Here is a 14,474-nt window from a genome sequence, read left to right as displayed (position 1 = left end):
CTAAAACAGAGTCTATTTTATTATGATTCCATGTATTTTTTACCCCAATTACATAATTCAGTAAGGATATCTTTTAATGACAATCCTCTTTTTGTTGGGATATATTCAACTTTTGGAGGAATAGTTGCATAAGCCTTACGTTCTATAAGCCCATCACTTTCAAGTTGCTTTAATTCCAATGATAGAACTTTATGGCTTATATTTGGTATGGTATTTTTTAACTGACCATATCTAATGGGTTCTTTCTTGATTATATGCCATAATATTATGGCTCTCCATTTACTTCCTATTACAGTCATAGTAAAACCTATTGAACAAGTAAAATCTTTTTGCCTGTTTCTTTGATTAGGAAATTTTTCTAATGATTGTTTAGCCATTGAATATCACCTTTACTTTCAAAATGGTAAGTAACTGATTAAAATGTGCGTACTTGCAATATATTATAATTATTCTATAATATAGTATAAATTATCCTATGTAAAGTATTTTCATAGTTATTTTAGTGAAATAGAAGCATATATGTATAAAAATCCTTATATAACTAGAGTGCCAAAAATTACTATGAAGAATATCATCATATACAGGCACTTTGGTAAATTAATATATTGAATTTTTGTAATATATACTCTATAATATAAACAATATTTAGACGGGAGGTCAAAAAAATGGACAAAAAATGGAAAATAGAAACAGCGGCTGTGCAAGGTGGATATGCTCCAGGTAATTCTGAACCAAGAGTTTTACCTATATATCAGAGTACCACATATAAATATGATACTTGCGAAGAAGTAGCCAAATTATTTGATTTAGAGGCAGCAGGACATATGTATACAAGAATCAGTAACCCAACAGTTGAGGCGTTGGAGAAAAAGATGGCTATGCTTGAAGGTGGCATTGGTGCTATGGCAACTTCATCAGGACAAGCAGCTACAATGATAGCTGTTATGACTATATGTACAGCAGGAGATCACTTATTAGCAGCCAGTACTTTATATGGTGGGTCTTTTTCATTACTAAAAACAACACTTAAGAAATTCGGCATAGAAGTTACATTTGTTAATCCAGAGCTTAGTGTAGATGAATTGAAGACTTACATAAAACCTAATACAAAAGGTGTTTTTGCTGAAACTATTGGTAACCCAGGTCTTAACATTCTAGATTTTGAGAAATTTTCAGCATTGGCACATGACAATGATGTTCCATTAATAGTTGATAATACTTTTCCAACACCATATTTATGCAGACCTATTGAGCATGGAGCAGATATAGTAACTCATTCATGTACTAAATACACAGATGGACATGCTACAAGTGTAGGTGGTATGATTGTTGATAGCGGTAAATTCAATTGGGCTAATGGTAAATTCCCAGAAATGACAACTCCAGACGAAAGCTATCATGGTGTTGTGTATGTAAGAGATTTCAAAGAGGCAGCTTATATTACAAAAGCTAGAGTTCAATTATTAAGAGATGTTGGAGCAGCAATGAGTCCATTTAATGCTTTCTTGATGAATTTAGGATTAGAGACATTACCTCTTAGAATGGAACGTCACAGCCAGAATGCATTAGCAGTAGCAAAATGGTTAGAAGAAAATGATAAGATTGCATGGGTTGTTTATCCAGGGCTTGAAAGTCACCCAACTCACAATCTTGCCAAGAAGTATTTACCAGATGGTTGCAGTGGAGTTTTAACTTTTGGTGTAAAAGGTGGAACAGAAGCAGGAGAGAAACTTATTGATAATTTGAATCTGATAGCATTGGTTGTCCATGTAGCAGATGCCAGATCTTGTGTATTACATCCAGCAAGCACTACTCATAGACAATTATCGGAAGAAGAACAGATTGCTTCAGGTGTTAAACCTGATTTGGTAAGATTTTCAGTAGGTCTAGAAAATATTGATGATATTATTAATGACCTTGCTAATGCACTAGAACAAATATAATTTTCATTATATAAAATTTATAGCTAGACAATTACTATATGTAATGTTACTATAATTCTACATATAATTATAAATTATGAGTTTAGTATGTAGAAGAGTGGTGAATAATATGGAGCAATATTTGAGTGCAGTTGGGTTTAAGAAACTCGAAGAAACCAAACAGATGAAAGATGTAATACAGCAGATAATAAATAACCCTACAGAGAAATATATTTCTAACTATGGTGAGGATAAGATAAAAGTTGAGCTCTTAAAAGAATATAGTGATGAATTAGGTATAATAGTTAGAGGCGAATTGGATGAAAAAGAAGAATTAAAGGTTTTTTCTATTATTCCATATAAAAAAGGTAACTTAACTATGGATATTGATGAAGTTGATGTAATATATACAAATAATAGCAAAGATGATTATTATGTATATTTTGAAGATATTAAAACAGGAAATCCTATAACTTTTTATCTTCAAAATGTAGTTGATTATTTAGATATTGATGAAGACGAAGATGCATATGTGGAAAACATAAGATTAATTGCATTATCGACTGAGGGCACAGTAATATTCCCTATCAATAAAGATGAAGTGGACAAGAACCTTGAACAGGAAGAAGAACAATGGAGAGCCAATTTGTTGGAATTGGCTAGAGAAGGTGACGAAGAAGCAATTCAATTATTGGAGATTGATGCAGAGCAGTCAGCTGAACTTTTTAAAGTCCGTACAAAACATGAAGACCTGCTCACTATACTAGAAGGATATTTCATACCCTATGGACTTAATGATGCAGAGTATTCAATATTAGGAACAATAGAAGATTTTTGTGTTGAGACTAATTCTCTTACAAAGGAAGAAGTATATATTATGGATGTAATGTGTTTGAACTTCAAATTACAAGTGTGTATCAACAAAAAAGATTTGATTGGGATTCCTTCAATAGGTATGAGATATAAAGGAATATGTTATGTACAAGGACATGTAGAATTTAGTTAAGACACATAAAAATATCTATCAATTAGACAGTATAAAAAATAAATGTGCCAATCGTTTATTAACGGTTGGCATTATTTTTTATGTAATAATCTATTATTTCAATAAAAATTTTTTTTACGAAACTTACAAATGGTCTTCTTCAATAGTATTAGATAGCCTAATTTTCTTAGTTTTATTTCTGTTAAGGAATGCTCGAATCATAACCATTAATTGACAAAAGTAGTAAGTTGCTATGGCTGTAACAATGAAAAGTAAAACCATACCTAAAAACCCGTTGTATAATGATGTAAAACCGATGATCTTTGTATAAGATGTAACTAACGATATAATTAATATGTGACTGAGATAGAAGTCGAATGATAGGTTACTTAATAGATGTATTTGTTCAGATTTACTTTCTAATTCTAATTGTGGATTCCTAGTACAGATAATGCGCAAATAATGCGTAATAAACCAAAATTCAATAAGAATTTTTTCATAGAATATCCTCCAAACAGTATATAATAAAAGAATATATAACATATATAATAATAACAAACATAATACTTGTATGCAATTTAAAATAAAGATATTAAGCAATTGATATTTTTTTGTATAATTAATAAGCCTATTTTGTATAAAAAAAATATTTAATAAGGATAATAATATTGTATAGATGAGGAGGATAATGAAATGAAGTGTAGATTAGGATACGTTTCTCTAGCGCTGGATTTAGAAAAAGTTACATCATCAAGTGTTGTTACTTATAGACATTACAAGAGCCTTACCTCAGAGCAGAAAATCAATAAATTGAAAAAGGTTACTTTATCTAATTTACAGGATCTTGAGAAAATATTAAATTATAACGCAGAAAATGACATTCATTTTTATCGTTTAACATCTAATTTAGTACCCTTGGCTACACATCCTGATGTAGTTGATTGGAATTATAGAAAATTTTTCAGTATAGATTTTGAATATATAGGTAAGTTAATAAAGAAATATGATATGAGAGTTGATCTACATGCAGATCAATTCAATGTAATTAACAGTACCAATAAAGATATAGTGGAAAAGACAATAACAAATCTATATTTTCTTGCAATGATACTGGAGGATATAGGTTTATCCAATGGAAAAATAATTATACATGTAGGTAGTTCTATGGGAGGTAAAAAAGAGTCTATCAATAGGTTCATCACTAATTTTAAACATTTTCCAAAGATAGTTACTGATAAGATAATCATTGAAAACGATGATAAGATTTTTAATATCATTGATGTCCTCAAATTATGTAATGAATTGAAAGTACCCATGGTTTTGGATGCTCATCATTATCGCTGTAATAATGAAGGAGAAAATCTTTATGAATATATAGGAGATATCTTTGATACTTGGAATAATGATGTATGGCTCCCTAAGATTCATTATTCTAGCGGCAGGGATAATGAACTAGATAGAAAACATTCGGATTATATTTTTGCAAAGGAATTCATAGATTTTGTGGATCAAGTAAGAAATGTACAAAATAGAGATTTTGATATAATGCTGGAATCCAAGAAAAAAGAAATTGCTTTGTTTAAGTTAATGGAAGACATAAAAGAATTAAAAAAGGACTGGAGTTATATAGATAAAACATCATTTGAATTGTAGAGGTGATAGGTATGTTCATACCCAAGAGAGTTTTAATAGAGAAGGATGCTTTGAATTATCCTTTGGGAGAGAAGTTATATAAGGAATTTCTGGATAAGGATATTGAACTTATTATGTTGGAAACTACTAGAACCAAAGGGATACCAGGTACAACCAAGGTAGAAAAATATAGTCATGGGAAAAATACTCTTGTAGTTGGAGTGAAGAAGAGTCTATCCTTTCAGACTTGTAAACCTTCTGCCCATTATCAATTACCCCTTGTAACAGGTTGTATGGGACAGTGTGAGTATTGTTATCTTAATACTCAGTTAGGTGATAAACCATATACAAGAATATATGTAAATCTAGATGAAATATTAGCCAGGGCTAAGAAATATATGAATGAAAGAAATGGAGAAATTACAATATTTGAAGGCGCAGCAACATCCGACCCTCTACCAGTAGAGCCTTATACACATGCCCTTAATAAAACCATAGAATTCTTTGCACAAGAAGAACTAGGAAGATTTCGTTTCGTTACAAAATTCACTAATGTAGAAGATATAGTAGGTGCCAAGCATAATGGACATACAACTGTCAGGTTCAGTATCAATACCGATAAAGTCATCAATAGTTATGAACATAGAACCCCTAGTATGAGAAACAGGATTGAAGCGGCTTACAAGGTATTGAATGCAGACTATCCTATTGGTTTCATAATTGCACCTGTATTTGTATATGATGGGTGGAAAGAAGAGTATAAAATGTTGATAAGAGATTTAAATAATAAGTTAGCTGTGGATAAACATAAAAATATCAGCTTTGAGATAATATCCCATAGATATACAACTAAAGCCAAAAATAGGATTAACGAGATATTTCCAGAGACTTCATTACCAATGACCGATGAGGAAAGAGCTTTTAAATACGGTCAATTCGGTTACGGTAAATATGTTTATAATAAGGAACAGTTATCAGAGATGAAAGATTTCTTCAAGGAACAGTTAGGAACATATTTCTCGGATAGTGAGATTAAATATATAATTTGATAATTATTTATGAAGAGCTTTCTCATATTACATTAATTCCTATCTTCTAAAAAGTTTAGCTTATAGAGGATAAGTGCCATGTATAATGAGGAAGCCCTTTGGGTTAAAGATAACAGATGTAATTCATATCATAAGTCAAATAATGATTTTATCTCGTCTTCACTTAACTTAGTCAACATTGTTTCACCTGGTTTTATAATAGAATCAATCATTGATTTTTTCTTTTGCTGTAATTGATATATACGTTCCTCTATTGTTCCAGCGGTTATCAACTTGAAGACTTGAACAGATTTATCTTGCCCTATCCTATATGCCCTATCAGTTGCTTGATCCTCTACAGCTGGATTCCACCAAGGATCATAATGGATAACCATATCAGCTCCGGTTAGGTTAAGTCCTGTTCCACCAGCTTTTAATGATATAAGGAAAACGCTGGTATCCCCATCATTAAAATCATTCACCATATCTCTACGTTCTTCTGATTTAGTTGAGCCATCTAAGTAGTAATTAGAGATTTCATGATTATCTAATGAATCTTTTATTATACCAAGCATACTTGTAAAACTAGAGAATAAAAGTATTCTATGGCCGCTTTCTACGGCATCGGTCACTAACTCTAGTAATAATTGCAATTTACCGCTATCACCCTTATAATCTTCTATGAATGTAGAAGGGTGGCAGCATATTTGTCTTAGCCTTGTGAGAGCTGCTAATATTTTCATTTTGCTTTTATTAAAACCTTTGTCAGTAATTTCTTGGGCTATTTCTTTTTTAGTTTTCTTTAAATATGCTAGATATATTTTTTTCTGGTTTTCAGTTAAATCTGTAGACATTTTCGTTTCTATTTTAGGGGGTAGTTCAGTCAATACATCTGTTTTTAGTCGTCTAAGGATAAAGGGTTTTATCTGATTGTTTAATTGGTTGAGAGCTTCTTCATCACTGTTCTTAATGATTGGTCGTTCATAATTGGATGTGAATTTCCTGTTGCTCAATAGATAACCAGGTAAAATAAAATCAAATATTGACCATAATTCCATTAAAGAGTTTTCTATAGGTGTACCTGTCAGAGCAAACCTAACTTTTGAAGGTATTAATTTTACAGCTTTCGCATTCAATGAGTTAGGATTCTTTATATGTTGCGCTTCATCAATAAAACAGTACTCGAATAAATAATCAGTGTAATCTTCTATATCTCTTTTTAATAATCCGTAGGAGGTTATAATAACGTCATTATCATTGATTTTTTTAAAATATTCATGTCTATCTTTTCTATTTCCAGTTAGTATCAAAACATTTAAATCTGGTGCGAATTTCTTTATTTCATCTGCCCAGTTGTATACCAGAGATGTAGGGGCTACAACTAATGAAGGATTCTGGCTCTCAGTTGATTTGATTAGTGCAATTGATTGTATAGTTTTACCAAGTCCCATATCATCAGCAAGGATTCCCCCAAAACCATAATAGGCTAAGGTTTTCAGCCACATGAAACCAAATTTTTGATAATCCCTAAGTATTTTTTCCAGGGTACTAGGTGGAGTGAATTCCATATCTATTGGTTCTGTTATATCTTTTACCAGCTTATTAAAACCTTCATTACGATTAAAAATGCTAATGTTTTTTTCTTTCAACAGAGTATCAAGATAGAAAGCTCTATATTTAGGTACCTTGATTATTTCATTTTTAAAATCTTTAGAAGATAGATTAAGTCCATTAATAACTGTAGATAGATTTATTGCTTCTTGATTTTCTAGGGGCAGGAAACCTCCATTTTTTAATTTGTAATATCGTTTCTTTTCTTTTAGGGATTTCATTATAGAAACAAGTTCATCTTGTTCTATGCCCTCAATGCCGAAAGATATTTCCAACATGTTAGATTCTTCACTTAATCTAATTCCACCTTGCATGTCGTATTCTTCTCTGATATGAATGTTTTTAAAATTCTCAGAGTAGTATATTGTAGCCAATTGCTGTAATTTGGGCAAATAGTAATAGATGAAATCGTATAAGTTGCTTTCATCTTCTATAGTAAAAAAATCGTCTTCTTCTGATTTCACACAGGAAGCTTCTTTCAAAAGTGATAATATGATTGCTTCCTTCTTGATATCTTGAACTAATATTATATCTTTTGGTATGTCTGGTTTTTGTTCAGGTATAATACCTATCTTGTAACCACCATAATTAAAGTTGATAGTACCTTTTACAGTATCAAAATATTTGTCCAGATAGATTTCACAGGAAAAGTCTCCTGAGTATAGTTTATCTGATATTTCTGAGTCCATATGAACTGTTCCAAGTTCTTTTAGGACCGGTAATATGGTTGATACGAATTTGTGTTTATAATTGATACTCAGTTCTATTGATTTGGTTTTATTATTAAAGGTTTTATCAATAACATGAAATAGCTGCTGTTTTTCTGATGATAACTTATAAACATTATTGTCATAGAAAACATATTTACATTCTTTGGTTAATCTAAAGAAGTTTTGATTATTTTTTATAGTGATGACAATAATATTAGAGGATTTTTTTACGTCAAATTTCATATTTATATCACTTAGTATCTTGCAATTTCTATATATGATATCATTATAATTAATGTTAAAATTTCTATTTTCCAATATGGATAGAGTTTTTTTGATGTAGGTTTCAGGCAGGGCTATATTATTTTTATAACCAGTAAAACTACTTCTATAACCTGTATCTTTATTAATGAATTTTTCAGTTTCATAATAGTCACCTATAGTGTTTATGAACTTGTCATCACAATCTTTGAAGTAATGATTATTAGTGTCAAAAACAAATTCTTTTCCATATGTTATACTTCCACCGGTCTTATATTTTTTGTACAGTTCATTAAAATTCTTGAGGGTATATAGTCTTTTATCTCCAATTCTTAGATTATAAGATGATGAATAATAGTTATTATAGATGCTTATTGGAAAAAAGGTGATTTCAATATTGACAGGAGTTTTTTTGATAGCCTTGCTTGTCCTGCCTATCATAGCTTTCGAGAAATTTTCAATTACATTGTCATAGGAATTATTTATATAATTCTTATTGAATTCATCCTGCCTGTATAAAATAGTCAATAAAGCAGCTATTATATGTTTACAGGCACCATAATATTTTTGGAATGCTTTACAATTACATTCCATATAATTGAGCTTACCGTTATTATGGTCAAATTCCAGCAGAACATTATATAAGTCAGTTCCCTTGACTTTTATGTCAAAGAAATCAGTATAAAAGTTTATATCCTCTACATGACCTTTATTGTAATATTTTACACCCTTCATGAAAGTCTTATCATTACATAATCTGCGTATATCATCAAGAGAAAATTGAATCATATATTTCACCTACTTAAAACTAATTCCAATTGTTATATTAGTCCATATTGAGTAATTTTGCGTTATCTATTATTATAACAAAAATGTGTTGCAGTTAAAAGGATTTTAGTCTGTATTTCTTAATTTTATAAATATTAGAAGAAATTAAAATGAATTTTATTTATATTTATAGAAAAACAAGGAAATAGATTATTTAGTAAGCTATCTCCTTGTTCTATATTAGAATTTATTATTTTAGGTTGTTATGCTGATTTTTTTAAGGTTTCTAATGGTTTATATATTGTACCATCATTGGTTATTATGAAATCATATAAGATATCAGTAACTTGTTCTATTTGTAAGTAATTAATTATATCTATGGTATCTTCTTTGGTATGTATTTTAGTGGTATTATTTTCACCAAATACATCTTTTTGCCCTAGAGTAATTCCTGCAATATTATATTTATTGAACAACATGTGGTCACTTCCACCATAAGTTTTATCTAATAAATAAAAACGGTTATCCATAAAGAAATTGGATAGTGATTTTTTTAGTGTGGTATTTATGCTGGATTCCTCAAACATACCGTTCATACAGATTAGACCACCGTCACTTTTGCCTATAGTGTCAATATTGATATCATAGAATTCATCATATTTATTCATCATATCCAATACAAAATCTTCGGTACAAGATAATAAAGAGTCTTCACCGTTGAATGCAGCTATGATTATATCTGTTTCAAAAGGTTGTTCCTCGGAACGTTCTTGTAATCTTTTGGCTAATTCCAGAATAGTTGTTATTCCTGAACCATTGTCTACTGCTCCGCAGAATATAGTATCGCCTGCCCAACCAACATGATCCAAGTGTGCAGATAATACTACGGCTTTAGTTGAATCAGCACCTTTTATCTTACCGATAACACTTTTAATATTGGCTTTTCTAGGATTATATGATAGCTGTAAGTTAACATTAGTAATCTCTTTAGTTTTTAAATCATTATATAGTTTGTTAGATACTTGTATATAGTTGGTTGGCTCAGCAAATAATTTGGTTATTCTAAACATGCTGTCAACTTGTTGAAAAATAGCTTTTGCTTTGCTTTCCCATCTTGAAGTAGTATCATTTTTATCTATTACAAGAATCTTATTTTCGATATCGCTATCTTCCTTATCAAATGTAATGGTGGTATTTATATTAGTAGCTATGAGAGATGGATAATCTATATAGTCTTCGCCATATTTGTAGGTTTTACTAGTACCATCTGCAAAGGAAATCTCTAAATTAGCGGTTTGTTCATCAGGGTTGAATACTGTTTGGATAGTATCATGATAATAATCTTCATCATATGTATCTAATCCTATTTCTTCATAGAAGTCAGTAATGTATTCAACAGTTTTTTCATTACCTTCGGTTCCAGGAAGTCTGCCCATGAATTCTTCAGAAGCAAGAGTTTCTATAGTTTCTCGAATCGTGCTTTTACCATGATAATTTGAATGAGCTAATGATGGTTGTAATGCAGGTATTATTAGATAAGTCAATAGAACAAGTGTCATAATTTTTGCTGGAACAGTTATGTTTTTTCTCATGTTTATCCTCCTATCATTGCATAAAATTGATTTTAATTATTATTAATAGTTAGTAAGATATAAAGTCCTGATTATTAAAAGTTAAGTATGAGTATAAGTACGTATATTGGAGTGAATGTGCCATGTAGATATAATGAGTATAATGATAAGACATAATAAGAGTAATCTAGAGTTATAATAAGTCCTATTTGTTTAAGATAAACAATTATGTAGAAAAATATAGGGTATAAGCCCTATATTTCGATAAATTGTTGCAAGTTATTGATAGTAAATATATAGTTAATTGTTGTAAATATCATTATAACATATAAATCTACATAATAGTATATTTTTATATAAAAAATATGGTTAACTTTTGTAATACTATAATTTTATCAACTATTGTCTATAGATAATTATTAATTACTACCAATTATTGTAATCTATATTGTGGTTATTAAGTATTTTATGTAGAGTATAAGAATGGATGGGGAAAAGTATTAAATATACAATATTGAATGTTTTGAACATATAGTGTATACTTTACACTACTATAGCAGAGTTCTAATTTTAAATGTTAAGCGTACTAGTATTAAAAATATAATTTACGTAAAGGTGGTTGACTAAATGGACAATAAATACAAGTTATTTATATTTGATATGGATGGTGTTATTACTGAGACAAGTGAACAACACTATCAAGCGTGGAAACAGCTTGCTAACGAGATAGGAATAGAAATTGATAGAAAATTCAACGAAAAATTAAAAGGTGTTTCAAGAATAGAATCTCTTGAAAGAATACTTGAATATGCTAATAAAGCTAGTGATTTTACAGAGGACGAAAAACTAGAATTAGCAACAAGAAAAAATGAAAATTATAAAGAAATGATACTTAAGTTCACAAAGGAAAACCTTTTTGAAGGAGTAAAAGACTTATTTGCTGAGCTTAAAAAGAGAAACATCAAGATTGCCATAGGAAGTGCTTCTAAGAATGCACCTACTTTAGTAAGATTATTAGGAATTGAAGAAGATATTGATTATATTGTCAACCCAGCTGAAGTTAAAAGAGGTAAGCCAGCACCAGATATTTTCCTAAAAGCAGCAGAACATTTGGGAGTAGATATATCAGAATGTATAGGTGTTGAAGATGCTGAAGCAGGAATAGAAGCCATTAAATCAGCAGGTATGTTCGCAGTTGGTATAGGAGATAGCAAGATTCTTAACAAAGCAGATATTGTTTATGGACATACAAAAGATATAGAGCTTGAAGATATTATGTAGGAAATATACTAGTTGATATTAATTAATTGGAGTTTAACGTATTGTTAAATACAAAATAAGTGATTATAGAAGGCAGACTAACTAATATGTCTGCCTCTATTTTTTATCTTATAGCAAAGTCCTACTTTTTAGGTATATGTAATAGAAGCGTTTTCATATGTACTAAGGAAACTTTGCTAACGGACAAATCCCCTATGTGGACCAGGCATAGCCTCTTTTGTTCTATTAATCTAAGTTATTATAAACTATATTACCATTTGATATGGTCAAACAAACTTTAGCTTTTCTCATATCTTCTATTGGTGTATTAAATATATCTGTATCCAAAACGGTTATGTCAGCAAGTTTATTTTCTTCTAGAGTACCAAGAATATTTTCATTGCCTAGATTTATTTGTCCTCCAATGGTCCAAGCTTTTAAAAGTTCACTAATTGTAAGAGTATTTTCTTTATTAAATATATCACCTTCTGGGAATAAACCACCACAGGCATGATAAATTGATTCAGGAATATCAGGAATCAATAAAGGTAAATCAGTACCGCAGGAAACATTGATACCACTATCTATCATTTTACGTCTATTCCAATAGTATCTACCACGTTCCTTGCCGATTTTGTTTTCAATCATAGGTATGGTTTTGTTTTTTGACCCTAGGGACATAATTTGGGGATATATTTCTGCTGTTATCCCTAATTGACCCATACGCTCTAAATCTATAGGATTTGAAAATTCCAAATCTGTAATAGAATGGCGATTAGTAAGTTTTCCATTCTTTTTATGACATTTATCATATATATCAATAACTTTGCGAATGGCACCGTCTCCCTGTGCATGAAGTGAGAAACGAAATCCTTTTTCATCAGCTTCTAAAACTTCTTTTTCAATCATATCATAATCAATTTTTTGTGCACAGGTTACGCCGGGAAGACAATTGTAAGGTTCAATTAAATCTCCACAACATACAGCTATAGAGCCATCTGTCATACGGTTGTAACCTGAGAATTTTACAAATTCGCCTTTAAACTGTTCTCTCATTAAAATACCATTTTGAATATTTACTCCAGAACCTACAGGTTGGGACATAAATGAAACTCGTAAAGTTAGTTCATTGGATTTTTCCATTTCATCTAAAATATTTGTAAAACCATAGAAATCATCAAATCCCATTTCTTTTATAGATGTAATTCCTCGTTGGTTTAACATTTTCATATATTCCCTAAATTTTTGAATAATATAGGGCTTATCCTTAAGAATTTCTGGTATTAATCGCCAAAATGCTTCGGGATAACATGTATTTGGAGTAAAGTTATATTTTTCTATTGCTATAGAGTTCATCCAACATGTTTCATTATCTTTTGAAAAGAGAATAATTGGTGTATCAGAAAATAGGGTATCAAGGATAGCACTCCCAGGATTAGCAAATAAGTTATTATTCCAATTGTGACCTAGTATAGTAGTTCCTGAAGGTTTATTTTCTGAATAGATTTTCACAATTTGAATTGCTTCATCAGGAGTTAAAGCATTTTTTAAATCTACACCAATGGTTTTTAGAGCATAACCAGTAAAAAATGTATGTACATCTACAAAGCCGGGACAAACAACTTTGCTATCCAAATCTAGAACTTTTGTATTAGTTCCAATCCATTGATTACTTTTATCAATAGAATCAATAGAAATAATTTTATTTCCTTTAATAGCTATATAGCCACTAAATGGACTATTTGATGTAGCAGTAAATATATTTGTTGATTTCAAAAGAATCTCAGCTGTACAGTTTTTTTTATTCATAATAACCTCCATCCAAAAATTTATTGATTTATAGATATACAAGTTTGCAATAATTATATACCAATTAATAAATTTAATATACCACAATTTAGGGAGACTATCAACAATAAAATATTATCTTACTAAAATAATGATTAATATTATATAGTTTCAATTTTAATGTAGACTAATCTTTAAGTTATTGATAGTAGAGGAAGGTACTGCTAACACAGAATATTCTGAATTTTAGTTACTAGTGCATTGGACAATTGAGTATGATTTTCTTCAGATAAATGAATATTATCACAACCTAGAGAATTTACAAATAATGAAGCATTTAAATAGTGAATACCATATTTGGAAGCAAGAGTTTCATAAAGTTTTGGAAGAGCTTTGGATTTTTTTATAGATAATAAAGAGAATTCATCATCTACAAGTTCATCTTTTAATGGTACAGGGGAAATCAATAATATTTCAACTTTTTTGTCGCACCAATAAAAATAGTTAAGAGTTTTCTTTACAAGTTCCTCTAAAGAATAAACTATTTCATTGGGAGATAGATGGTAACGTTCTTTTGTATCATTAGTACCTAACATTATTATGAGTAAATCAATGGGCATGTGAGACATAATGCAAGGAATAATATAATCACAAGCATTGCGATAGGGTTCTATATTATCATCAAAACCTGTGGTGTCCATTTAAACCTTCTTCTATGATGTAAAAATCAGATCCAAGTTTTTCAGAAATTAAACCTGTCCATCTAATATTACGAGGATAGCGGTTACCGTTCTGGCTAGGATTATAACCATATGTATTAGAGTCTCCGAAGCAAACAATAGTTTTCATAATTTAAATCTCCTTTTTATATATTTTTATAGTTAAATTAAATAAAATCTAGATTTCTAAGTAATATAAGTATATAAAAAGCAGAAACC

The 14,474-nt window shown here is 29.9% G+C and carries 11 protein-coding genes; 5 read left to right on the top strand and 6 right to left on the bottom strand.

Translation table 11 applies throughout. From position 1 onward, the window contains the following. Positions 1–20: 20 nt before the first annotated feature. Positions 21–377 (bottom strand): winged helix-turn-helix transcriptional regulator, encoded by a 357-nt coding sequence (locus AACQ14_RS03820; protein WP_339362239.1) that lies wholly within the window; start codon positions 375–377, stop codon positions 21–23. Positions 378–665: 288 nt separating this feature from the next. Here AACQ14_RS03820 and AACQ14_RS03815 point away from each other — a divergent pair, with 288 nt between their 5' ends. From AACQ14_RS03815 to splB, 4 genes are all read left to right on the top strand, one after another. Next, complete coding sequence (locus AACQ14_RS03815) at positions 666–1,943, top strand: O-acetylhomoserine aminocarboxypropyltransferase/cysteine synthase family protein (RefSeq protein ID WP_339362238.1); 1,278 nt, start codon at positions 666–668, stop codon at positions 1,941–1,943. Positions 1,944–2,052: 109 nt separating this feature from the next. Beyond that, positions 2,053–2,928, top strand: coding sequence for a DUF3881 family protein (locus AACQ14_RS03810; protein WP_339362237.1), 876 nt, complete (start codon positions 2,053–2,055; stop codon positions 2,926–2,928). A gap of 672 nt (positions 2,929–3,600) precedes the next feature. Continuing rightward, the gene (gene uvsE, locus AACQ14_RS03805) at positions 3,601–4,560 is read left to right on the top strand and encodes a UV DNA damage repair endonuclease UvsE (protein WP_339362236.1); all 960 of its coding nucleotides are present in this window, start codon (positions 3,601–3,603) and stop codon (positions 4,558–4,560) included. Between the two features lie 11 nt (positions 4,561–4,571). Further along, positions 4,572–5,588: a spore photoproduct lyase gene (splB, locus tag AACQ14_RS03800; RefSeq protein WP_339362235.1), complete on the top strand. Its 1,017-nt coding sequence runs from the start codon at positions 4,572–4,574 to the stop codon at positions 5,586–5,588. Positions 5,589–5,716: 128 nt separating this feature from the next. Here splB and AACQ14_RS03795 read toward each other — a convergent pair whose 3' ends face one another. Both AACQ14_RS03795 and AACQ14_RS03790 read right to left on the bottom strand, forming a co-directional pair. Next, positions 5,717–8,938 carry an SNF2 helicase associated domain-containing protein gene (locus tag AACQ14_RS03795; protein ID WP_339362234.1) on the bottom strand — a complete coding sequence of 1,074 codons (3,222 nt, stop codon included), beginning with the start codon at positions 8,936–8,938 and terminating at the stop codon, positions 5,717–5,719. 242 nt (positions 8,939–9,180) lie between these two features. Continuing rightward, positions 9,181–10,509, bottom strand: coding sequence for a M28 family metallopeptidase (locus tag AACQ14_RS03790; RefSeq protein ID WP_339362233.1), 1,329 nt, complete (start codon positions 10,507–10,509; stop codon positions 9,181–9,183). A gap of 606 nt (positions 10,510–11,115) precedes the next feature. On the opposite strand from AACQ14_RS03790, the gene pgmB reads away from it, so the two are divergent. Further along, on the top strand, positions 11,116–11,769 hold the full coding sequence (pgmB, locus tag AACQ14_RS03785; protein WP_339362232.1) for a beta-phosphoglucomutase: 654 nt from the start codon (positions 11,116–11,118) through the stop codon (positions 11,767–11,769). 225 nt (positions 11,770–11,994) lie between these two features. On the opposite strand, the gene AACQ14_RS03780 is transcribed toward pgmB, so the two are convergent. The 3 genes from AACQ14_RS03780 to AACQ14_RS03770 all read right to left on the bottom strand — a co-directional run bounded on the left by AACQ14_RS03780 (position 11,995) and on the right by AACQ14_RS03770 (position 14,385). Further along, positions 11,995–13,557, bottom strand: a complete 1,563-nt coding sequence (locus AACQ14_RS03780) for an amidohydrolase (protein ID WP_339362231.1) — start codon at positions 13,555–13,557, stop codon at positions 11,995–11,997. 203 nt (positions 13,558–13,760) lie between these two features. Next, the gene (locus tag AACQ14_RS03775; protein WP_339362230.1) at positions 13,761–14,237 is read right to left on the bottom strand and encodes an SGNH/GDSL hydrolase family protein; all 477 of its coding nucleotides are present in this window, start codon (positions 14,235–14,237) and stop codon (positions 13,761–13,763) included. Continuing rightward, positions 14,218–14,385, bottom strand: a complete 168-nt coding sequence (locus AACQ14_RS03770; RefSeq protein WP_339362229.1) for an SGNH/GDSL hydrolase family protein — start codon at positions 14,383–14,385, stop codon at positions 14,218–14,220. The genes AACQ14_RS03775 and AACQ14_RS03770 overlap by 20 nt, the downstream gene beginning before the upstream one ends. Between the last annotated feature and the right edge of the window lie 89 nt (positions 14,386–14,474).

Source organism: Vallitalea maricola (genome assembly GCF_036985595.1).
Classification (GTDB): domain Bacteria; phylum Bacillota; class Clostridia; order Lachnospirales; family Vallitaleaceae; genus Vallitalea; species Vallitalea maricola.
This window is presented reverse-complemented; position numbering and strand designations above follow the sequence as displayed.

Bases quoted from the DNA above. Each gene is read 5' to 3' on its own strand.
- AACQ14_RS03820 (WP_339362239.1), bottom strand. From the start codon at position 377: ATGGCTAAACAATCATTAGAAAAATTTCCTAATCAAAGAAACAGGCAA.
- AACQ14_RS03815 (WP_339362238.1), top strand. From the start codon at position 666: ATGGACAAAAAATGGAAAATAGAAACAGCGGCTGTGCAAGGTGGATAT.
- AACQ14_RS03810 (WP_339362237.1), top strand. From the start codon at position 2,053: ATGGAGCAATATTTGAGTGCAGTTGGGTTTAAGAAACTCGAAGAAACC.
- uvsE (WP_339362236.1), top strand. From the start codon at position 3,601: ATGAAGTGTAGATTAGGATACGTTTCTCTAGCGCTGGATTTAGAAAAA.
- splB (WP_339362235.1), top strand. From the start codon at position 4,572: ATGTTCATACCCAAGAGAGTTTTAATAGAGAAGGATGCTTTGAATTAT.
- AACQ14_RS03795 (WP_339362234.1), bottom strand. From the start codon at position 8,938: ATGATTCAATTTTCTCTTGATGATATACGCAGATTATGTAATGATAAG.
- AACQ14_RS03790 (WP_339362233.1), bottom strand. From the start codon at position 10,509: ATGAGAAAAAACATAACTGTTCCAGCAAAAATTATGACACTTGTTCTA.
- pgmB (WP_339362232.1), top strand. From the start codon at position 11,116: ATGGACAATAAATACAAGTTATTTATATTTGATATGGATGGTGTTATT.
- AACQ14_RS03780 (WP_339362231.1), bottom strand. From the start codon at position 13,557: ATGAATAAAAAAAACTGTACAGCTGAGATTCTTTTGAAATCAACAAAT.
- AACQ14_RS03775 (WP_339362230.1), bottom strand. From the start codon at position 14,237: ATGGACACCACAGGTTTTGATGATAATATAGAACCCTATCGCAATGCT.
- AACQ14_RS03770 (WP_339362229.1), bottom strand. From the start codon at position 14,385: ATGAAAACTATTGTTTGCTTCGGAGACTCTAATACATATGGTTATAAT.